This is a genomic window from Pengzhenrongella sp., assembly GCF_036565025.1.
GTDB lineage: Bacteria > Actinomycetota > Actinomycetes > Actinomycetales > Cellulomonadaceae > Pengzhenrongella.
In genome coordinates, this window is the sequence record NZ_DATCNW010000474.1 from 36,020 (window position 1) to 56,222 (window position 20,203).

Annotated in this window: 18 protein-coding genes; 14 read left to right on the top strand and 4 right to left on the bottom strand. The window is 68.4% G+C overall.

Features of this window, described 5'->3' with window-relative positions:
• Positions 1 to 41: 41 nt before the first annotated feature.
• Genes VIM26_RS26580 through VIM26_RS26600 form a run of 5 tightly spaced genes read left to right on the top strand, consistent with a single transcriptional unit; the run spans position 42 to position 4,865 of the window.
• A complete protein-coding gene (locus VIM26_RS26580; RefSeq protein ID WP_331956346.1) occupies positions 42 to 251 on the top strand; it encodes a hypothetical protein in 210 nt (69 codons plus the stop codon).
• An 18-nt stretch (positions 252 to 269) separates the two neighbouring features.
• Entirely contained in the window at positions 270 to 722 is a 453-nt protein-coding gene (locus VIM26_RS26585) for a TadE family protein (protein WP_331956347.1), read from the top strand.
• Positions 719 to 1,156, top strand: coding sequence for a TadE/TadG family type IV pilus assembly protein (locus VIM26_RS26590; RefSeq protein ID WP_331956348.1), 438 nt, complete (start codon positions 719 to 721; stop codon positions 1,154 to 1,156). Before VIM26_RS26585 ends, VIM26_RS26590 begins: the two co-directional genes overlap by 4 nt.
• The gene (locus VIM26_RS26595; RefSeq protein ID WP_331956349.1) at positions 1,153 to 1,602 is read left to right on the top strand and encodes a pilus assembly protein TadG-related protein; all 450 of its coding nucleotides are present in this window, start codon (positions 1,153 to 1,155) and stop codon (positions 1,600 to 1,602) included. Before VIM26_RS26590 ends, VIM26_RS26595 begins: the two co-directional genes overlap by 4 nt.
• A 29-nt stretch (positions 1,603 to 1,631) precedes the next feature.
• Positions 1,632 to 4,865: a BTAD domain-containing putative transcriptional regulator gene (locus VIM26_RS26600; protein WP_331956350.1), complete on the top strand. Its 3,234-nt coding sequence runs from the start codon at positions 1,632 to 1,634 to the stop codon at positions 4,863 to 4,865.
• Positions 4,866 to 5,193: 328 nt separating this feature from the next.
• Here the strand turns inward: VIM26_RS26600 and VIM26_RS26605 are convergent, their stop codons facing one another.
• The 4 genes from VIM26_RS26605 to VIM26_RS26620 all read right to left on the bottom strand — a co-directional run bounded on the left by VIM26_RS26605 (position 5,194) and on the right by VIM26_RS26620 (position 8,608).
• On the bottom strand, positions 5,194 to 6,033 hold the full coding sequence (locus VIM26_RS26605; RefSeq protein ID WP_331956351.1) for a DUF3883 domain-containing protein: 840 nt from the start codon (positions 6,031 to 6,033) through the stop codon (positions 5,194 to 5,196).
• A 285-nt stretch (positions 6,034 to 6,318) separates the two neighbouring features.
• The gene (locus VIM26_RS26610; RefSeq protein WP_331956352.1) at positions 6,319 to 6,714 is read right to left on the bottom strand and encodes a hypothetical protein; all 396 of its coding nucleotides are present in this window, start codon (positions 6,712 to 6,714) and stop codon (positions 6,319 to 6,321) included.
• 813 nt (positions 6,715 to 7,527) lie between these two features.
• Positions 7,528 to 8,049, bottom strand: coding sequence for a hypothetical protein (locus tag VIM26_RS26615; protein ID WP_331956353.1), 522 nt, complete (start codon positions 8,047 to 8,049; stop codon positions 7,528 to 7,530).
• Between the two features lie 298 nt (positions 8,050 to 8,347).
• On the bottom strand, positions 8,348 to 8,608 hold the full coding sequence (locus VIM26_RS26620) for a hypothetical protein (protein ID WP_331956354.1): 261 nt from the start codon (positions 8,606 to 8,608) through the stop codon (positions 8,348 to 8,350).
• A gap of 537 nt (positions 8,609 to 9,145) precedes the next feature.
• On the opposite strand from VIM26_RS26620, the gene VIM26_RS26625 reads away from it, so the two are divergent.
• The 9 genes from VIM26_RS26625 to VIM26_RS26665 all read left to right on the top strand — a co-directional run bounded on the left by VIM26_RS26625 (position 9,146) and on the right by VIM26_RS26665 (position 19,597).
• Complete coding sequence (locus tag VIM26_RS26625; RefSeq protein ID WP_331956355.1) at positions 9,146 to 9,457, top strand: DUF6112 family protein; 312 nt, start codon at positions 9,146 to 9,148, stop codon at positions 9,455 to 9,457.
• Position 9,458: 1 nt separating this feature from the next.
• A complete protein-coding gene (locus VIM26_RS26630; RefSeq protein ID WP_331956356.1) occupies positions 9,459 to 10,604 on the top strand; it encodes a hypothetical protein in 1,146 nt (381 codons plus the stop codon).
• Entirely contained in the window at positions 10,601 to 12,037 is a 1,437-nt protein-coding gene (locus VIM26_RS26635; protein ID WP_331956357.1) for an SCO6880 family protein, read from the top strand. Before VIM26_RS26630 ends, VIM26_RS26635 begins: the two co-directional genes overlap by 4 nt.
• 80 nt (positions 12,038 to 12,117) lie before the next feature.
• Positions 12,118 to 13,401, top strand: a complete 1,284-nt coding sequence (locus VIM26_RS26640; RefSeq protein ID WP_331956358.1) for an ATP-binding protein — start codon at positions 12,118 to 12,120, stop codon at positions 13,399 to 13,401.
• Entirely contained in the window at positions 13,398 to 14,540 is a 1,143-nt protein-coding gene (locus tag VIM26_RS26645; protein ID WP_331956359.1) for a DnaB-like helicase N-terminal domain-containing protein, read from the top strand. The genes VIM26_RS26640 and VIM26_RS26645 overlap by 4 nt, the downstream gene beginning before the upstream one ends.
• A complete protein-coding gene (locus VIM26_RS26650; protein ID WP_331956360.1) occupies positions 14,537 to 16,366 on the top strand; it encodes a type IV secretory system conjugative DNA transfer family protein in 1,830 nt (609 codons plus the stop codon). Before VIM26_RS26645 ends, VIM26_RS26650 begins: the two co-directional genes overlap by 4 nt.
• Positions 16,363 to 17,601, top strand: coding sequence for a transglycosylase SLT domain-containing protein (locus VIM26_RS26655; protein ID WP_331956361.1), 1,239 nt, complete (start codon positions 16,363 to 16,365; stop codon positions 17,599 to 17,601). Before VIM26_RS26650 ends, VIM26_RS26655 begins: the two co-directional genes overlap by 4 nt.
• A gap of 210 nt (positions 17,602 to 17,811) precedes the next feature.
• Positions 17,812 to 18,435: a hypothetical protein gene (locus tag VIM26_RS26660; protein ID WP_331956362.1), complete on the top strand. Its 624-nt coding sequence runs from the start codon at positions 17,812 to 17,814 to the stop codon at positions 18,433 to 18,435.
• Positions 18,425 to 19,597: an XRE family transcriptional regulator gene (locus tag VIM26_RS26665; RefSeq protein ID WP_331956363.1), complete on the top strand. Its 1,173-nt coding sequence runs from the start codon at positions 18,425 to 18,427 to the stop codon at positions 19,595 to 19,597. The genes VIM26_RS26660 and VIM26_RS26665 overlap by 11 nt, the downstream gene beginning before the upstream one ends.
• Positions 19,598 to 20,203: the final 606 nt, after the last annotated feature.

Below are 20,203 nucleotides of genomic sequence, written 5' to 3' on the forward strand. Positions count from 1 at the left end.
CCGCAAGACGACCAGGAACACACCGCCCAAGGAGGAACACCATGAATTGCATCGCCGCACTCATCGTCCTGAACGGCTACCTCGTCACAGCCAGGCGCGTCGTCCACGAGCGCGTCTCCGGCCAAGAGCCCGAGGCCGGGGCGACCACCCTGGAGAACGTCATCCTCGTCGTCGGATTCATCGGCCTCGCGATCGCGGCAGTCGCGGTGATCACGGCCGCGGTCAACCGCCGGCTCAATCAGATCAACTGACAAGAGGATCTGGTGCAGATGCTGACCGGCGCACGGAGGGTCGGCTGGCTCGTGCGAACCGTCGCGCGGGCGCGTTCCGCGGACGGTGAGAACGAGCGTGGCTCGACGTCGCTCGAGCTCGCCATCCTCTTCCCGGTCCTCCTGCTCGTGATCACCGGCCTCGTCCAGTTCGGGCTGTGGTTCCACGCTCGATCCCTCGCCCTGGTCGCCGCCGAAGAAGGTGTTACGGCCGCGCGCACCTACCACTCCGGGGAGGGCGCAGCCACGGCCCGTGCCCGGCAGTTCCTCGACAACAATGCCGCAGACACCCTCGCGGACATCACCGTCACCGCCAGCCGGTCGGGTGCTGAGCGGATCCGGGTCGAGGTCACCGGCCGTGCCCTGTCGATCCTGCCCGGGGTCCCGGGCCCGGCCGTCGCACAGTCGGCGCAGGGTCCCGTCGAGCGCTTCACGACAGCGGGTGACCCATGAACCGGCTCCGACACCGGCTCGGCGACGACGAACGGGGCAGCGCCACCATCGAGATCGTGATCCTCACCCCCGCCGTGCTGCTCCTGCTCGGCCTGATCATCTTCGCGGGCCGCCTCCAGATCGCTGCTGGCGCCGTCGAGTACGCCGCGGCGTCTGCGGCGCGCGAGGCCTCGCTCGCCCGCACACCCGACGGCGCCCGAACCGCGGCCACCGCGGCAGGCACGGACTCCCTGCGAAACCAGGACCTGCGATGCGTGACCCGATCCGTCGTCCTCGACGTCTCGGGGTTCGCCCGCCCTGTCGGCCAACCCGCACAGGTCACCGCCACCGTCACGTGCACTGTCGCGTTCGACGACCTGGCGATCCCGGGCCTGCCAGGGTCCAAGACCCTGACCGCGCAGGCCTCCTCCGCCCTTGATCGGTACCGATCGTGAACCGGCTCTTCCGGCGCCTGCAGCGCCGGATCGGGGAAGAGTCCGGTTCGGTGACGGTGTTCCTGGTCATCGTCGTCGTCGGGATCCTGATCCTCGCTGGGCTAGTGGTCGACGGCGGCGCGAAGCTGCGCGCCACCCAGAGCGCCGACGCGATCGCCGCAGAGGCGGCCCGCACAGCGGGGCAGGTGATCAACCGGCCGGACGCGATCGCGACCGGGGCGGTGGTCGTGGACCGCCAGGGTGCCGCGAACGCCGCCCAGGGATACCTGGCAGCGAACCAGGTCAACGGCTCGGTCGCGCTGGGCGAGGACGGCACGACCCTCGAGGTCAGGGTGACCAGCTCGGCCCCGACGGTCTTTCTCGGCCTGATCGGCATCCCCACCCTGACTGCCACCGGCCAAGCCAGCATCGAGCTCGTCCACGGAGTCACCGGAGGCGGCACATGACACACCCCGGTGCTCGAAGCACCAGACGCGTGACCGGCGCCGAGGTCGCCCGGTCGCTCTCCTCCCTGGCCCTCCTGATCGCGCTGACGATAGGGCTGCCGCTCCTGCTCGTCGTCGTGGCGCCGATCTCCCTGCCGAACGAGTGGCCCTCGCTCGGTGAGCTGTGGTCCACCCTGATGCGCCCCGACGATGGGCGACTCTTTCTGGGTGCGCTCAAGGTCGCCGGCTGGGGTGCGTGGGCCTGGTTCGCGATCTCCGTTCTGGTGCAGCTCGTGTCCGACCTGCGCGGGCTCCCGGCGCCCCATTTGCCGGTGTCCGGCGCGGCGCAGCGCGGCGCGGCGGTCCTGCTGACCAGCGCGGCCTTGCTCTTCAGTACTGGCGGCACAGGACTTGCTCTGGGGCCACCATTGCCAGCGGCTGCGGACTCCGCCCCGCTGTTCCGCACGGCCAAAGATGCGGCGTTCGGGAGCGGGCCGGCTAGTTCCGGGGCGGTCGCTGGTGCGACCGAGGTGTCGACGGTGACGGCGCCGTCTTCGGCGCCCACGGCGCTGTTGATCGCCGCCCGATACCCGACCAGCTCGGCCGTATCGGTCGATCCGCATCCGCGGCTCGTCGTGCACGGAGGCGACACCCTGTGGGGCCTGGCTGAGAGGCACCTCGGGCGAGGCGAGCGATTCATCGAGATCTACGAGCTCAACCACGGCCGGCCCCAGGCCGACGGGCGGACATTGACCGACGCCGGTGGCATCTATCCCGGCTGGATCTTGCGCATGCCCACGGATTCACACGCCCTACCAGCGATGGTCGCGCCCCACGCGGCCGACGGTGGGTGGCAGGAAGTGCACCAGGTGGTTGCCGGGGAGACGTTGTGGGGCATCGCCGAGGACCGTCTTGGCGACGCAGCCCGGTATCGCGAGATCTACGATCTGAACGTCGGCGCGCCCCAGACCGACGGTGGGGCGCTCGCTGATCCCGGCCTTATCAAGCCCGGGTGGTTCCTCACCCTTCCCCCCATCACGGACCTCGGCACAGCCCAGAGCAGCTCGGCGGCCCCGGACCCTACGCAATCGCCATTGCCGCGCTCAGCCCCCGCACCCAAGGCTTCGCCGTCACCAGAGTCGCCTCCCGATGCGCCATCTGCTTCCGCTCTTCCGGGCCGGTCGGAGAACTCGAAACGTGCACCCGACGTGGCGAAGGTACCCGGGCATGGTGAAGCAGGGCACCGCACCGATGAGCACGCCGAGACGGCGTTCGGCGCGCAAGGTGCGGGGCTCGGAAGTGAGTTCTTCGTCGGGCTGACGGCGCTCACCGCGGCCGGGTTCGTCGGGGAGATCGCCCGGCGTCGTCGCCGACAGCAGCGCCTGCGGCGCACCGGTCAGCGAATTGCCATGCCGGAGCCCGGGACCCCGGAGGCACTCGCCGAACGTCGGCTCCGGCACGCGCCCCAGCCGGTCACGATCGCCGACCTCAGGCGCGCGCTACATCATTTCGGACCACAGTGCGTCGCCGCCGGACGGGACCTGCCCCGGGTCGGCGTCGTGCTCGTCTCCGAAGATCGCGTCGTTCTCCTGCTCACCGAAGACGACCCTCACGTCATCGGCCCGTTCACCACGACCGGGAATCGGGAGTGGACTGCCTCCCCGCAAGACTTCGCAGCCCAGGAGAGCGTGGAGGACCTGGACGCGTACCCCGAGCCGTACCCCGCACTGGTGTGCGTCGGGGTCTCCGGCGACGCCATCGTCCTGGTGAACCTCGAGGCCGCCGGGCTGCTCGCGCTGAACGGCCCCGACGACATCGTGCTGGGTTCGCTTCGGGGAATCGCAAGCGAGCTCGTGACCTCGGCCATGATCGGGGGCGCAAGCGTGATGCTGGCCCCGGACTTCACCGACCTCGTAGAGGCTGCCGACGCCATGCTCATACGCGCGGCGCCCAACGATGCGGCGCTCGTGACCTCCCTGGAGCGCACCGCTGACGACTGCCGCGCGGTCATCGCCGCGGCCAACGCACGGGACGCTCTGCATGCCCGGTCGATGCTCGCCGGCGACGAGACCTGGAACCCGGTCATCCTCGTCGGGCCCGGCCTGACGCAAGCGGTGCCCCCCTGGGCCGGATACGCAGCCGTGACAACCGACCACCCTGAGGCGCGCTGGCGTCTCGACCTCGAATCCGGGTCCCGGGCCCGATTGGAGCCGTTCGGCGTCACCCTGCGCCCGCAGCACGTCACCCCCCAGGACTACGCCGCGCTCATCGACCTCCTGCGCATCGGTGGCATCGACCCCGACCCAGACCAACACCCTGAACCCCCAGACGCCGACGCGGAGATCTCCGCCCCCTTAGCGGCGTTGCCGAGCGCGTCCGAACAGGCCCTGCTCGAAGGTGTTGAACTCGATGTCGAGGATCAGGCGGAGTCGGATGAGCCGGACGACGACGCCCGGGGCGAGCCCGAGCTCGTGCCGATCCCCGAACTCCAGCCGTCGACGGCCGCGCCACGAGTCCTCCTGCTCGGCCCGGTCGAGGTCACGGGAACAACCGCTGAGGTCCCGCCGGACCGGGCACGCCGACAGACCGAACTGGTCGCGTTCCTCGCCCTGCACCACCGAGCGACGGTTCAGGCTCTCGAGGAGATCATCGGCGAGGGAGGCCTCATAGGGCCGACGTACCGCAACACGTTCGTCTCCCGAACCCGCAGCTGGCTCGGAGTCGACGCGGACCGCAACCCGTACCTCCCCATCGCTCGAGGCCGCAGCCACTACGAGCTCTCCGGGGCCGTCAGTTGTGACTGGTCGGACTTTCAGCGCCTGGCCAAGACCGGCCTCTCGAAAGGAATGGACGGAGCAAACGATTTGCGTGACGCCCTGCGCCTGGTCCGGGGACGCCCGTTCGCGGACGCCCGGCCGAACACCTACGAGTGGGCGGACCCGCTGCTGCAGGAGATGACCAGCCGAATCACCGACGTCGCTCAAGTCCTCGCGCGCATGGAGCTCGAAGCCGGCGAGCTCCGTGCGGTCGCGGCGACCACCGCTGTCGGACTCCTGGTCGACCCCTGCAACGAGAAGCTGTTCCGCCTCGCCATCCGGGCGGCGCACCAACGGGGGGATCGAACTGAGGTCAACCGCCTCATCGACAAACTCCGAGATCGAACCCGCCAGATCGACCCGGGCGGTGACTTCGAACAGGAAACCGTCGACCTGCTCATCGAGCTCGCCGACCATGCCAATAATCGCTTGCGGGCTACAGCGCTCACGCGCGTCGCGGACGCGTAGATGCACTGACCCGCCAGACGCTGAGCCTCGATCCACGGGTTGGTTCTCTTGACGTTTGAACGGCACCGGAGTTCGGGTTTTCGAGCTTGGGCGTGAGGGTGCGGCCGGCCTGTCCGGTCCTTCCACATGGGGCGGTGCGTCGAACTGCTGGTGTTCTTCGTCCCGAAGCCTGTGCGCGTGCCTGATATGACGCTCGGGCTTCTCTCTCTGCGGGCTCGGGGGTTCCGCTCGGGACCGTGGGAATCCACCCCGATGTGCGCCGGGTGTCACTCAGTTAGTGACCCAGTCCTCTGGCGCGGCAGAAACGGGTGGCCAAGCCTCTGGTTGCTCAACCGACCTGCCACCGCTCGGGCTTGACGCCCAACCCCTCGACGTCGGTCCAGTCAAGAACCTCGACTCTGGCTTCGCCGAGGGCGTCGAGTACTACGTAGATGCGTCCGCTCGGGTCGTGGGAGAGGACCGAATGCTCAAGCCGCGTGAGCATGAAGCGCACCTCAGCGCCCCCCGTCCCCTTGACCTCAACCAGTCGTTGCCTCCCGTCAGGATGTTCGTAGAGGAGGTCGTATCCGCACCCGTCCTGCTGACGGTCCCGGACTTCCCTCCAGCCGTCGCCGCGAAGGTGGCCACGGGCGGCTGAGATTGCTGCTTGCTCGATGCGACGGATGAGGTCCTGATCCGACGACCATCCGCCCGCCTTTGTGGCCACAGGGGACTGCTCGATCACGATTGCCGAACTATCGAAGCCGGACCTGAAGCACTCCGAGAGCCGTCTTGCCGAGTCAGCGGAGACCGGTCGAAGGCTCTTCTGAAGGTCTGAGTTCATGAACCCAAAACGCTCACCCCGCTTATTGCCCGGGAAGGAGTCGCGGATCGGTGTCTTCAACTCCTCGTCCAACGCAAAAGGGATGACGTACGAGTACAAGTCCGGCTCTGGCCAGGGCACGTTCTTGGCTCTCAGCGCTGGTGCGGTTATCCGGACTCTGGCCAGGAGTCCTGAGCCGGGTTTGGGCGATCCACCTCTCCAGATGTAGACAATGTCGCCCGCTCGTGTTGCTGTCGCGCTGGTCTTGCCTTGCGGGTTCGTGCGGATGCCGAGCAACCCGGCCTCTTTGCAGATCTGCCAGTTCGAGGCATCCTCGTAGCGCACGCAGAAGATGTAGTTACCCATTCGCGCAGTGTAGAGACCCGAGCGCGCTAGGCGGGCGTGAAGTTCAGTCGGACGCCGTCGACATCTGGGAATCGCGGGTGCAGCCTGTGGTGGGGGAGGGGGACGATGCGCGCCCGGCCTGTCGTGACATCCCGGGGGGCCGGCCTGGTGTCTTGGGTCCAGGTCGGCGCCGTGACGCTCACAGTCGGCACGGGTTCCGTGGCAACCTCCGGAGCGAAGCGGAGGGGAGCGGAGGGGAGCGGAGGGGGGCGCCAGCCGCTTTGACAGCGGGAAAGCATGCGGCCGTCAGCGAATACGCTCGCGGAGACGCGCCATGAGTTCGTCGCCGCGCTCGTACACGGCGGCGGTGTTGGTGCGGTAGAACTCGCCGAGAGTGGGGTCATATGCGGAGGCTCGGGCAACGGCTGCACGTGCGTCGGCCACCGCACGAAGGTGCCGCTCGGTGAATTCTCGCCCTGCTTTCTTCGCCAATTCAGCCTCTTCCTCAGGCGTCGATCCGCCCCACTTGATGTGAGATATGTAGTTGAGGCTCGCTATTGCCACTGCGACGGCCGAAATAGCGCCGTGATAGACGTCGTTCTCTTCGTCGCGCCGACGACCTCGGACGTTGAGCAGGTAGGTGATGAGGGCGCCGAGTAGAACCGACGCGAGGGGTAGCCCGAGGGTGAGAACGGTTGCCATGCGTCAATACTTGACTCGGTGCTCATGGGCTGTGGTGGCGACACGCGGAGATATGCGTTGGTCTGGCGAGCGAGCCTTCGACGCTTGGAGCCGCATGGGTCGTCGCGGGCGAGGACGGCGCGCAGCGCCGCCCGCAGGCCGCCAAGCGCCGGAGGCGCGCCTTGATCTCTTAGAGGTCAATTCGGCAGTCCGGATCAGCCCGAGGGGTGGTCGCTGCCAACGGCCGCGGGGATAACAGCTCGTAGCCGTCGGGGACTCGGACGAGTGTCTTCGCATGGAGTACGGCGCGCGACTCGGCTGCCTGCGGCGGGAGTCACCTCGAGATCGATGGTTGCCGCCCCGGGTCGGGAGGTACAGCGCGGAGGGGTCGACCTATGAGGCTCGAAGTCCTTGTCATACACATCTAAGAGCGCTATCTTTCTGGTATGACGACACCTTCGATCGACCCCAGACCCTTCACCGACGCTGTCAATCGACTCCGGAGCGACGGACTCCGCTTCCAGGACCTAGCGACGAGATCAGACGAGGCGCGCTCGACTGCCTGGTTCAATAACCTCGTCAACAATCGTGACCCATGGTACGTCTCGCCCCCACCAAAGAAAGTGTGGCCCGGCCTCGCGAAGCTATTTCGTTCGGACGTGGGACATGTTAGGAAGTTGATTGCCCAAGAATGGTTTCAGACGGAGACTGCATCGAGCACTGTCTCCCCGAGAATTCTCGGGCTCGCTACCACTCTCGAATTGCTATCCGAGGATGACTTCAAGCTCATTGGCAAGATCGCGCGTCGACTCGCTAACGAGTTCGAATTTGACTTCACAATAGATCCAACGAGCGACGATAAGTAGGCCACCCCTCCGGAGCGCCGAAAATTGCCGTCTTGTCATCGTGCGGCTTGGAGCGCGGCCAGCGCCTACCGGCCGGATCCGTTTCCTCGAGTTCGTGCAGGCCGTCGAGAAGGTGCCTCGCACCGGCTGAGTCGACTTGCCGGACCAGTTCGGGCCAGGTCTTCGGCGCTCCGTGCGTCATGACGCCTGCGGCTGCTCCGTCCGTGAGAAGCAAGAGGGCTTGGACCTGGTCGAGCGGCACTGTCCGGCTGGTCGCCTGAGTTGCTGCGGCGGGGTCGCTCTCGGCGATCCAGTAGCCCCCGGGCTGATTGCGGACGAGGCGTTGGGCTGCTTGGAGACCGGCAAGCCGTTGTACGTATCCGCCGCCGTTGCGTAGCCGCTCGCGGTATTCCTGGCGCTTCGCCGTCGCGACCTGGGCTCGCCGGTCGTCGGTGATCGCGGTGCATGTGTCGTCGGGGTGCTGGATGACGAAGGTGGAATCTCCGAGCACCAGGACGTCGAGTGTGTCAGCATTGACCCGGGGGTGCTGGATGGTCCGCCGGGCCGCAGCTCGTAGTCAGCGCGGACTTGAGCGACGGAATCCGCGAGGATGCGGGCGAGGGGATGCTCGGACTCGGGAAGCCTGTCGCGGATCGCGTCGCGCAGGGTGCGGGCGTACCACTCGCCATCGCGGTCAGGCAGTACCGGAGGGAACGCCGAAGCCCCGTCGAGGACGATAAGTGCCCGACCTACGATGGCGTAGGCGTCCTGGTTGTTCGCGCCACCTGCCAGGGTCGCGGCGTCAACGATCACGAGTGAACTCTGGGCGGGACGGCGTAGTCCGTGGCAGTGATCGTCGCTCCGTCGAAGGTCGAGCGGACGACAGCGGAGAACGGCGCTTCACCGACTACGGCGTAGAGGGATTCGGCCGTGCCGGGTGTCGAGAGGTGATGGATCGCACCGACCGAGCCGATTGCGTGCACGCCCGCGATGAGAAACACGTTCGCTTCGTCGGTCCGGATGCGACCGATGTAGGCGACGTCCGTGTGCTCTGCCGGGTAGTTGTCCACGGGGAACCCCACACCGCGCCGGTCTTCCGGTCGGTGATGACCCATCGGCCGGCCACGTCGGTGGTGAAGTCGAGCATCGGGTCAGCCCTCAATGCGTCGGCTGTGACGGATGAGGACTTGGGGCCGCAGATCGCCACGACATCGCCAGTGGGCCGCCACTGGCTGTCGGTGGGGATGTGGAGCTGGTTCACGATGAAGCCGTAGGAGCGCAGCAGGTCGCTCCGGTAGGGACCTGTCCGGCATGGCTCGGGTGCGCACGGCGACGGTGACCGGGCCGACGCCGAACAGGACTCGAGTCGTCGGTGGTCCGCCCTTGCGTTGCTGGGAGACGCGGCTCTTGGAGATCCACGCGCGCGGCCCGCGCGAGTGAGAAGGTCGCCGCGACCGTGGGGCCGACGCGGAGGTGTCGACTTGTCTCGAGCCCGGGTCAAGAACGGACCAGCGGCACCCCGTTTTCCGGCTGCCCGCGCACTCCTGCTGTGTAGAGGGCATCGCTGACGGAGCGATCGCCCACCTACTCGGGTGGGGTGGCGGGACATGTCGATGTCAAACGTGGTGGCCGCGGTGCTGCCGGCGGGGGATCCGGGGATCACCCCGAATCAGGATGGTCTGCCTGGACTCGCCGTCCTGCGGAGCATCGTCGGCGCGCTGCTCACGTGGGGGCTGGTGGCGTGCGTCGCCGGGCTGGTGATCTCAGTGATCGTCTGGGCAGTCGCGCACCACCAGGGCAACTACTCCAACGCGTCCGGCGGCAAGACCGGCGTGCTGGTCGCGGCCGGTGGCGCGCTGTTGATCGGCGGAGCGAACGCGATCATCACGTTCTTCTCCGGCCTCGGCGCGGGGATCTGAGATGCCAAACCCTTTGCTCGAGGCTTGCGTGGGCCCGCTCGGTGCAGTGTGCGATGCGGCTACCGGGGTCACGGGCACGGTCAGCGCGGCGGCGTCCGACTACGTCCTGGGCGGGCTCGGCCGCGCGTTCGTCGACGCCGCGCAGTCGATTGCGACGGTCAGCCTGGCCGCGTTGGACACCACGACCGCGATTGACCTGACAGCCTCGTGGTTCAGGGCGAACGTCGCGGTGATCGCCGCGATCACGCTGCCGGCGGTTGTCGGCCTGTTCGTCGTGCAAGTGCTGACCTCGGTCCTGCGCCGCGAGCCAGGCGGTCTGGTGCGCGCCGTCGTCGGCGTCGGCAAGGCACTTGTCGGCGCGACGCTGGCGCTGGCGGTGACTCAGGTCGCGCTGACAGCGGTCGACGGGATCTGCCAGTACATCGCCGCGTCGGCCGGGATGACGGTCTCGGCAGCCGCGGCGAAGTTCTTCGACTTCGCCCAGCTGATCTCGGGGCCCTCCCCGGTGTTGCAAATGCTCCTCGGGCTTGCGCTGATCGTCGGGTTCATCCTGCTGTGGGGCGTGATGCTGTTCCGCAAGGCGGCCCTGATCCTGATCGCCGTCTTCGCGCCGATCGCGTTCGCCGGCTCCGCGTGGGATCAGACCAGGGTGTGGACCCGGCGTTGGTTGGAGATCGTCGCCGCGCTGGTGTTCTGCAAGGTCGTCATCGTCGTGGTGTTCGTCGTCGGGGCTTCTGCGTTCTCAGGTTTCGGTCCCGCGCAGCCGGATCATCCCGCGATGGCCACCGGAACGGCGACCGCCGGTGCGAATGGGCTATCCGACCTGCTGGTCGGGTTGCTCCTGTTGTCGATCGCGGTGTTCGCGCCGTGGCTCACGTGGCGGTTCGTGCACTGGTCCGGGATGGAAGCCGCCGCGGTGATGAACTCGGCCGTCGCGGCGAATCCCGTCACCTCCGGCGTTCGCCGGGCGGGCGCTCAGGGCAAGTCCGTGGCGCAAAGCGCCCTGGGGTCGATGGTGGTCGCCGGTGCGAGCGGTGCGGTCGGCGCGGGCAAGGCCGGCGCCGCGGCGGCGGGCGGCGGTCGACCGAACGTGGCGCCCCGACCATCGCCAGGCTCGTCGCAGCGGGCCGGGGGTGGTCAGGCATGAGCGCAAGCGCGCCGACGACGGCGATGACGACCCGATTTGGGCGCCTGGACCGCGGCGGTCTGCTCCTCGGGCTCGGCCTGTCGCAGCTGGTGGTGCTGGCCTTCGCCGTGACGATCGCCGTCGCGACCATCTACACGAACGGCCTGACGGGACTGCTGGTCTCGGCTCCGCTCTGGGCGCCGATGACGTGCGCGGCAACTCTCAGCGTGCGTGGTCGATCTCTCCTGGAGTGGATTCCGCTGATTGCGGAGTGGGAGGTCCGGCGCCTGGTCGGCGGGACGACCGCGATCACCCGACTCGACCGGCGCCCCGCCCCTTCCCGGCTCGAGCTGCCCGGCGTCGCGGGCCGGCTGACCGTCCTGTCGACGCCCACCGTGGGTGGTGCGCTGATCCACGACCGCCGCGCGGGGACCATCACGGCCGTGCTCCGGGTGGACGGGTCCGGATTCATGCTCGACGACGGCGCGACCCAGGACCACAAGGTCGCCGGCTGGGGCAGGGTCCTCGCAGCCTTGTGTCAGCAACCATCGGTGATCCGGATCCAGGCGCTGCACCGGACCCTGCCCGGGGGCGGCGACCCGGTGCGCCGGTGGTGGACCGAGCACGCTCTCTCCGGCTCGCCCTGGCCTGCCCGCATCCTGGCCGACCTGGTCGCCCGCAGCGAGGCGGAAGCGGACCGGCACGAGACACTTCTGGCCGTTGCGCTGCGAGTCCCGCGCGGCAGCGCCCGCGTCGTCACGCCGGCCGGACTCCTCGCCGTCGAACGTCAACTCGTCACCCTGCGCGACGCCGTCGCGAGTGCCGATGTGCGGGTCGACGACTGGGTCGACGAACCGGCACTGGCGTGGGCGATCCGTTCGAGCTACGACCCCGAGGGGGCGGCCCGCGCCCACGGCCCGGTCGAGGCGAAACCGGTCGTGCCAGGCCCGATGGGGATCTCCGAGCAGTGGACCCACGTTCGCACCGACACCGCGTGGCACGCCGTCTACTGGGTCGCGGAATGGCCCCGCAGCGAGGTTCATCCGAGCTTCCTGCAGCCCCTCGTGCTCGGGCCTGGCACTCGCCGGACGTTCGCCCTGATCGCCGAACCGCTACCGCCGGGTCGAGCACTGCGGGAGATCCGGCAAGCGAAGGCGGAGCACGCAGCCGACTCCGCGCAGCGCGCCCGGGTCGGGCAGATCGAGGACGAAGCCACCCGCGCCGAGGTCAGCGAGCTGTTGCGCCGCGAGCAGGACCTCGTCGCGGGGCACGGCGACCTGCGCTTCACCGGTCTGCTGACCGTCACCGCGCCGAGCTCCGACGAGCTCGACGCCGCATGCGCGGCGACCGAGTCCGCCGCGGCCCAGGCGATGTGCGAGCTGCGGCGCCTGGTCGGCCAGCAAGCCTTGGCTCACCTCGCCGGTGCGATCCCGCTCGCCCGGGGGGTCCGATGACCAGGACGCCAGGCCACCAGCAGCGGCGCCCGCGCCGATCGACATCGCTCCTGCGTGTCAGGCGAGCGAGGCTGCGTTTCTTGCTGCCGCTGCGGTTGCCCGCCCACCGCGCGTCGTCGGCGACCCTCGCGGGTGCGTACCCGTTCCTCGCTGCGCGCGCCTGCGACACCGGGGTGCTTCTCGGCGCGGACGCGCTCACCGGCGGACCGTTCTGCTTCGACCCGTGGGCGCTGTACGCCGCCGGGACGCTCACCAACCCGAACGTGCTGCTCGCTGGGGTGATTGGGCAGGGCAAGTCGGCGCTGGCGAAGTCGATCGCGGTCCGGTCCATCGCCGTCGGGCGCCGCGTGTACGTGCCCGGCGACCCGAAGGGGGAGTGGGCGCCAGTCGCCGAGGCGGTGGGCGGCGTCGTCGTCCGCCTCGGCCCAGGGCTGCCGACCCGGCTGAATCCGCTAGACGCAGGGAACGAGGAACCCGCGGTCGCGCACGGGCGCCGGGTACGGCTCCTCGCCTCGCTCGCGGAGACAACGCTCGGACGCGAGCTGCACGCCGTCGAGCACGGAGCCCTCGACGCTGCCCTGACGACTGCCGAGACCACGCTCCGGCCCACGATTCCCGACGTGATCGCGGCGCTGGTCACGCCCGACGACGTCGCGGCGCGCACGGACGGGTCCACCGCCGCCGAGCGGACGGCCGATGGGCGCGACCTCGCCCACGGACTGCGCCGCCTCGTGCGCGGGGACCTCGCTGGCATGTTCGACGGAGCCTCCACCCAGACCCTCGACCCGGACGCGCCGATGGTCGTTCTGGACCTGTCCCGCCTGGGATCCAATGAGGACGCCCTCGCGCTCGCGATGACATGCGCGCAGACGTGGCTCGAGGCGGCCCTGGCCGGCCAGGATGGCGTGCTGCGGTGGGTGATCTACGACGAGGCGTGGCGGCTGCTGCGGTCCCTGCCGCTCGTGCGGCGCCTGCAAGGGCAGTGGAAACTGTCCCGCGCGCTTGGCATCGCGAACCTGCTGATTCTGCACCGACTGTCCGACCTGGACGCCGTCGGCGCCCACGGGTCCGAGGCCCGCGCGATTGCCGAAGGGCTGCTCGCGGACTGCTCGACCCGGGTCATCTACCGCCAGGAATCCGACCAGCTGCGCGCGACCGCCGCGGCGCTGGGATTGACCGATCCCGAACGTGACCTGCTGCCGGCCCTGCCCCGCGGGACGGGCCTGTGGAAGATGCCCGGCGAAGCCCACGTCGTGCACCACCTGCTCCACCGCGACGAAATCACCGTCTACGACACAGACGCCGCCATGCGCGAAGACCCCCAAACCAGCCCCGACCACAACAGAAGGGAAGTGGCGTCGTGATCCGAACCGACGACGTCGTCCACCTCGCCGAGCAAGCCACCCTCGGCGGACTCCTACTCGCACCCGACCACTTCGCCGAGGTCAACCGTTGGATTCGCGGCCAGGACTTCGCCGACCCATGGCACCGCAAGGTATGGACCACCCTGCGAGAGGCTCACGTCGCGGGCACGCCCATCGGCGCGGAACCGGTCGCCGCCGCGATGGTGGAACGGTTCGGCACCCGGCAAGCCGATATCGTCCGCGTGCACGACCTCTTGCAAGCCACACCCAAGGACCCCGACCCTCGGCCGCACGCCCGCGTCGTCGTCGAGTTCGGTGCACGCCGGGAGATCGCAGCCCAAGGGGTGCTGCTCGAGGTCGGCGCTGCGTGTGCGGCCCGCGACCACGAGTCCCGACACCTCAAGTCCCTGATCCAGATCGTCGCCGCCGCGCTCGCACTCGCGGGCGAACGATGGGACGACGCGATCGGGCGCGCCGCCCCGAGCGTGACTGAGTTGCTCCCGGTCTCGTTGAGGGCCGCCGCCGCAGACCAAGAGCTCCGCCGCGCGGCCGACAAGCGCCTCGGCTACCTCCCCGAGCCGTCCTCAAGCGACGCAGCCGTCAATGAAGCCCGGCTGATCGCTGCCCTGGCGAGCCACCCCACCGCGATCGCCCCCACCGCGGCGTGGCTGACACCGGAAAGCGTCACGAACGCGCCCTGGCGGACCGTCTACCAAGCGTTGATCGCCATGTCCGACGGCGGCGAGCACATCGACCCGGTGTCCCTCGCCACCCGCGCGATGCGCGGCGCCCGCACCTCGGGGCGCGCCCCGGACCTCGCCGAGCTCCTCGACGGGATCAGCGCCGAGGCCGCATCCGTGCCTGGGCACCTGAGCCGGGTCGTCGCGGGCGACCAGCTTCGGCGAACTGCCCGTGACGGCGCTCGCACCCTGCGCCGCGGGGCCGCCGACCCGCGCGCGGACCTGGACGACGTCCTCGGCCAAGCCGCAACGATTCTGCGCTCCATGAATGACCTCGCGGCTGTCCTCCCGTACGTTGCCGGCCGAGCAGGAGGGTCAAACACGCGTCAGCCGCGAGCACTTGACGCAGGTCCGCCGAATCAGAGTCCGGACCGAGGCGACGGACCGGTCCTACGGTGAGGCCCACCTCGAGGGGCCCCGCGACGAACGGCGTCTCCTCCCGTGCACCCGGCGCACTCGACCCGACCGACTGGGCGCTGATCGCTGGCGCTCTCGCGTTGGGCCTCGGGGGAGTGCTCTGGTGCGGAGCCGCGCTCGGCTGCCTCCTGACCGGCCGCCAGGTGCCCGACGGCGGCGCGCTGGAAGCGCTCGGCGCACTTCGCAGTCTTGGCGACCCGGCGCGAGCGTGGCCGGACCCGTCCCAGCTACCAGGCCCGGTCCCGTACTGGGGCGCGACGATCTTCGTGGTCCTCGCGCTGGGGGGCCTTGCCATCGCGGGCTACCAACTGTGGTCGCGAACCACCAGCAGCGACGCAGCCCGCGCCGACCAGCTCCGCAACCTGCCCGGCCTGGCAACCGCCCGCGAAGTCACCACCGCCGCCGGGAAGAAGGCACTGCTGCGACGGGCCGCCATCGTGCGACCTTCAGCCACACTCACCACCGGGGCCCCGACCGAGGTCGGGTACCGGATCGGGCGTATGCGCGGCCACGACCTGTGGTGCTCGGTGGAGGACTCCGCGCTGCTCGTCGGGCCACCCCGGATGGGCAAAGGCCTACACGTCGTCATCCCCTGGGTGCTCGACGCCCCTGGACCCGTCGTGGCCACCTCGACCCGACCGGACACTCTCGCCGTGACCATGCACGCCCGCACCGTCCGGGGGCCGGTCGCGATCTTCGACCCCCAACGCCTCGCCGGCCTGCCCGGCGGGCTGCGCTGGTCACCTGTACGCGGCTGCGAAACCCCCCGCACCGCGCTCGTGCGCGCCCGCGGGCTGGCCGCCGGCGCCGGATTTGGGCGGACCGTCTCCGACTCGGACTTCTGGTCCGGGCAGACCGAGACAGCCCTGCGCTGCCTGCTGCACGCCGCAGCCCTCGACGGCCGCGGCGCCGTCGACCTGTACCGCTGGTCCCTGGATCCCGTTCTCGCCGAAGACGCCGTCACGATCCTCAGCCGCGAACGCCGAGCCGCGATCGGATGGGGCGAAGCCCTTGACGCAGCCGTCCACGCCGACCCCCGCACCCGCGACTCCATCTGGCTCGGCGTCCGACAATCCTTGGCCGCACTCGCCGACCCGGAGGTCCTGGACGCGGTCGACCCCGGCCCGCGCGAAGCGTTCGATCCGGCAGCGTTCCTGCGAGAATCCGGCACTCTGTACCTCTTGGCGGCCGCCGTCACCTCCGGGTCTTGCGCGCCGCTGGTGGCAGCGTTCGTCGAGGACATCACTGAGACTGCCCGCGTGGTCGCCGCGCGCTCGCGCGGGGCGCGGCTCGACCCACCGCTGCTGCTCGCGTTGGACGAGATCGCGAACCTCACCCCGCTGCCGTCCCTGCCCCAGCTCATGGCCGAGGGCGGCGGCACCGGAATCACGACCCTCGCCGTCCTGCAGTCCCTGGCCCAGGCCCGCAACCGGTGGGGCGAGCACGCCGCCGATGCCATCTGGGACGCCGCGACGGTGAAGATCGTCCTTGGCGGGCTCGCGAAGTACCGGGACCTGGACGACGTCGCCCGCCTCCTCGGCGAGATCGACGAGCTCACCGAGACCCGCTCGCGCGGACGCGCTGGCGAACGGTCGACGTCCACCTCGATGCGGATGGTCCCGGTGATGCCGCCGTCCGTGCTTCGCACGCTGCCGTTCGGGACCGCCGTGCTGCTGCTCCGTCAGACACGGCCCGTGGTTCTCGATTTGTGCGCCTGGCCGGACCGGACCGACGCCAAGGAGTTGACCGTCGGTCGCGCGGCAGTGGAGGCCGCTACCGCGGCGGCAGCCAGCGGTGCGGGCCGATGATAAAGGCATTGGTCGCGGGCGGGGGACTCGGGTTCCTTGCCATTCCCGCGATCGCGATCCTCGGCGCTTTTGGCGTCGGCGGCTCAGCGCTCGCGTGCCTCGAGACCGCCGGCGGCGGCGCCCTCGCGACTGACGCGTCGGTGCCAGTCGAGGCGCGTGCGTGGGTCGCGGCGACCAAGGAAGCGTGCCCGGACCTGCCCGAAGCGTGGATCGCCGCCGTAATGGCGCAAGAATCCGGCTTCCGGCCGGCCGCCCACGCCGACGACTCCAATGGCGGGACCTGGGGGCTCTTCCAGCTCAACAACGGCATCTGGACCGCGCAGTACGGCCACCCCTGGTCCGCGGACCTCAACGACAACGGCACTTGGGACGTGACCGAACCCGAGATCCACGCTCGCGTCGGCGGAAAGTACTTCTGCGACCGGCTGACCGGCGTCCGAGAGATCCGCACCAAGCACCCGGACTGGGCGTCATCACGGCTGCCGATCCTCGACGCCCTGATCATCGCCCACAACGCCGGCGAGTCCCGGCTGCGCACGTACCCAGCCATGCCGGCCGTGACTGCCAGGTTCATCGCCCAGGTGAACGAACGCGTCTCGGCCTGGAGCAGACCAATTGAGGCGGGCGCCGTCGCTGAACCGACAGCCGGCGCTGCAGTGGCCGGGGGGAGTGCGATCCACGACCAACCCCGACCCGAGCCGCCATCGACTGGGTGTCTACCTGCTCTCGGGACGAGCGATGTCGTCGCCGTCCCGCCGGGCACGCCGCACGACGTGGCGACGGCCGTGTCGACCGGGCTGAGCTACGTGGGCGTGCGGTCCGGATGGCGCCAGCTGTGCGATCGGCTCGCGTGCCGCGCCTATGGGTACGCGACCTCCGGGTACCCCTCCGCCAAGGCCCACTGGACCCAGATGCTCCTCACCGGCCACGCCCACCCCGGCGACACCTGCCCGCCCCTCGGGTCGTTCGTCTTCTGGAACACCGGAAGCCCCTTCGGGCACGTCTCTGTCGTCGTCCACGCCGACGCCGGTTGCGACCCGAACAAGATCCAGGTCACCGCCAACGAAGTCTTCGACTCCGCCACAGGCAACCACGGGGGCGTCTACCAACTGTCGCTCGCGCACCTCAACGCCGGCTACGTCAACGGCCGCGGCTATCTCGGCTGGTCCGACCCCATCTGCGCCGGCGCCCGACTACCCGCTGGGACCGTGCATCCCGCACCATCCGGGAGGTGAACCAGCGATGGGACCACGACGCGCCGACTGGCGATACCGCGCTGTGTCGAGACCGCTCGTGTGGGGGTGACCGCTACACCTTGAGCTGAGGGCAAGTACCTGACCGGCGACCTGCCGGGCCGGGTCTTCTCTCGCGCAGGCAACTCGAGGTTGCGACTCTGTTACATCGGTGGTAATAATATGCCCACACGATACGACAGGAAGGTCCACATGACCACGGACGTGCTTCGCCAGGCGGTTCAATTTCAGGCCACCAAGCTCGGTCCCCGCCTGTTCGAGGGCATGTCATACGCCACCGCCGACGCGGACCGTCGCGTACACGGTTTGGATCATACGAAATACCCGCACCTGCGCCCGCTTCTCACGCGGTCGCTCTTACGCGAGTACTTGGAGTCGAACGGACTTCCGACCGGCTGGCGACTCGAGGGCAATCCAGCTCTCATGGGCCAACTGATGCTCGCGAGCCCGGAAAACCAGATGATCATGCGGTTCCTCAAGGAGCGCCGGCGTGCCTATCCAGGAGGAGTACCTGTTGCCGGCTCAAGCACCGCGCGGCAGCAGTACTGGGACCTTGACGGAGGTGGCCGGAGCGACTGGGAGGCCAACCTCCTGCTTCTTTGGGACTACATCCCCGTGGTCGACGGTATCTGGGGTTTCACTTTGCGGATCGTGAACACGATCGAGTCGGGCATTTTTGGCCGTGAAGTCCGCTGCGATCTCAATCTCGACGTTGTCGGTGGCGGTGAGATCTTCGACAATCTCGAATGGCAAGGGGATGAGCAGGAGCAGAGCTTTTTCAATGTCGAGGTGGATCCTGCTGCCAATGACTGGTGAAATTTTGGATGCTTCGTTGCTGCGCGGTGAGCGGATCGCGAATCTACGGGACCTCTTTGGGCTAAGCCAGGAAGATCTGAAAGAGGCGCTTGGCGTTTCACAAGGCTTCCTTTCCCGTGTTGAGCGCGGTGACAAGCCGCTTTCCCTAGCCCTTGCGCAAGGAATTTCCTCGCAGTACCGGGTCCCGCTTACCTTCTTTTCGGTCTTGCCAAGCCCCTACGACAGCGGTCCTGTGACCTTCCGTAGGAAGTCGCGCTCGACCGTACGTGAGGAGCGCCGTGTTCGGGAGCTATACACTGAGGCATCCAGGCTATTTCGGCATCTCTCAGTCGAGTCTGGATACACAGGCAGCCGACTGCCGAATGCGTCTGAACACGACGGCGACCCAGAGTTGTGCGCAATGGCTCTTCGTCGAGCCGACGGGCTCGGACCCGACGAACCAGTCAAGAACCTCACCCGCCTGCTCGAGCGCCAAGGGGTTGGAGTTATCAGCGGACTAGATCCAGCCGCATCGTCTCGGGCTGATCACGATGGCGTATCGCGTCCTTCGGTGAGCAATAAGCGACCTCTTGTGGCAACTGTTGGTCACCTTCCTGGTGAGGTGCAGCGCCTCACGATCGGTCACGAGGTGGGCCATCTAGTCTTCGATACAAGCCTGCCAGGCCAGATAAGAAGCACGCGCTCGGCCGAAGAGGCCCGCGCCTTTAGATTCGCAGCAGCCGTTCTCCTGCCGGCAACGGTGGCGACCGGCGGGGTTTCAGACTCGCTCACTCTTCATGGATATCTTCGCATCAAAGCCGATTATGGAATTTCAGTTGGAGCCATCGTCCGCCGGGCGCGGGACCTCGGTGCAATTTCAGCTGCGCGATATCGAAGTCTTAACATCCAGATATCATCGCAGGGATGGCGTGTGTCAGAGCCTGTGCCTGTTGCCGCCGAAAAGCCGCTTCTGTTGAAGCAAGCTCTTGAGCATGTGTACGGAAGGTCCGCGTCAATTCGTGCAGCCGAAGCGGTTGGAACTGTTCCATCGTTCGTTGCCTGGTGGGCCAACCCCGAGCTTGACGACGCTCGCGAGTTGGCGAAACCGAACGTGTTCGACTTAAGCGACTTCCGAGAGCGCCGCGGGCGAAGCGAGGTGACGCGACCGGAAAACCGACGTTGACCGCGCCTCGACGCTCCTGCAACGAGCTGAGGACGAGAAATGTACGAGCGACGAGCGTAACGATCTCTTCGGCGTGCTGCTCGGCGAATCCGACGTCCCAGGTGGAGTGGTGCGAGGCGTTCCGGCGTCTGCCTGTCCTGGTGCGGGAATAGGTAAGGTCGGCTCGAAGAACACGACCAAGGGTCGACGACAGATGATCGTCGAGAGATGGGTACGGAGACCGCGACCTGTTCCCTATTGTTGAGCAAATTTGGAGCGGGACCGCCTAGGTCGCGCTATTCGGGTTGGTGAGTCCGCCCGGCGCGCTCCACCTGCTGGTCTCATCGAAATCAGGGGGTTGGGAAGAACTGCTAGCAAGAGATCTGTCAGAACTCCTGCCTGACCTTGGATGAGCCCAGGACGGAACCTCAGGTGGATTCGAGGACAATCGCCGCGTCGACGTGGACGTCGGTGTTTGGGCGGATCTGTCGACTCCGAGCGACCGATAGCTACCGTCAACCGCTCACGCATGCGGTTCATGCACGGCCCTGCACTCAGTGTTCCCAACCAAGGAGAACCCGACAGGTCGAAAGGCAACCCTAGACCTCGGATCGCGGCCACGAGCGA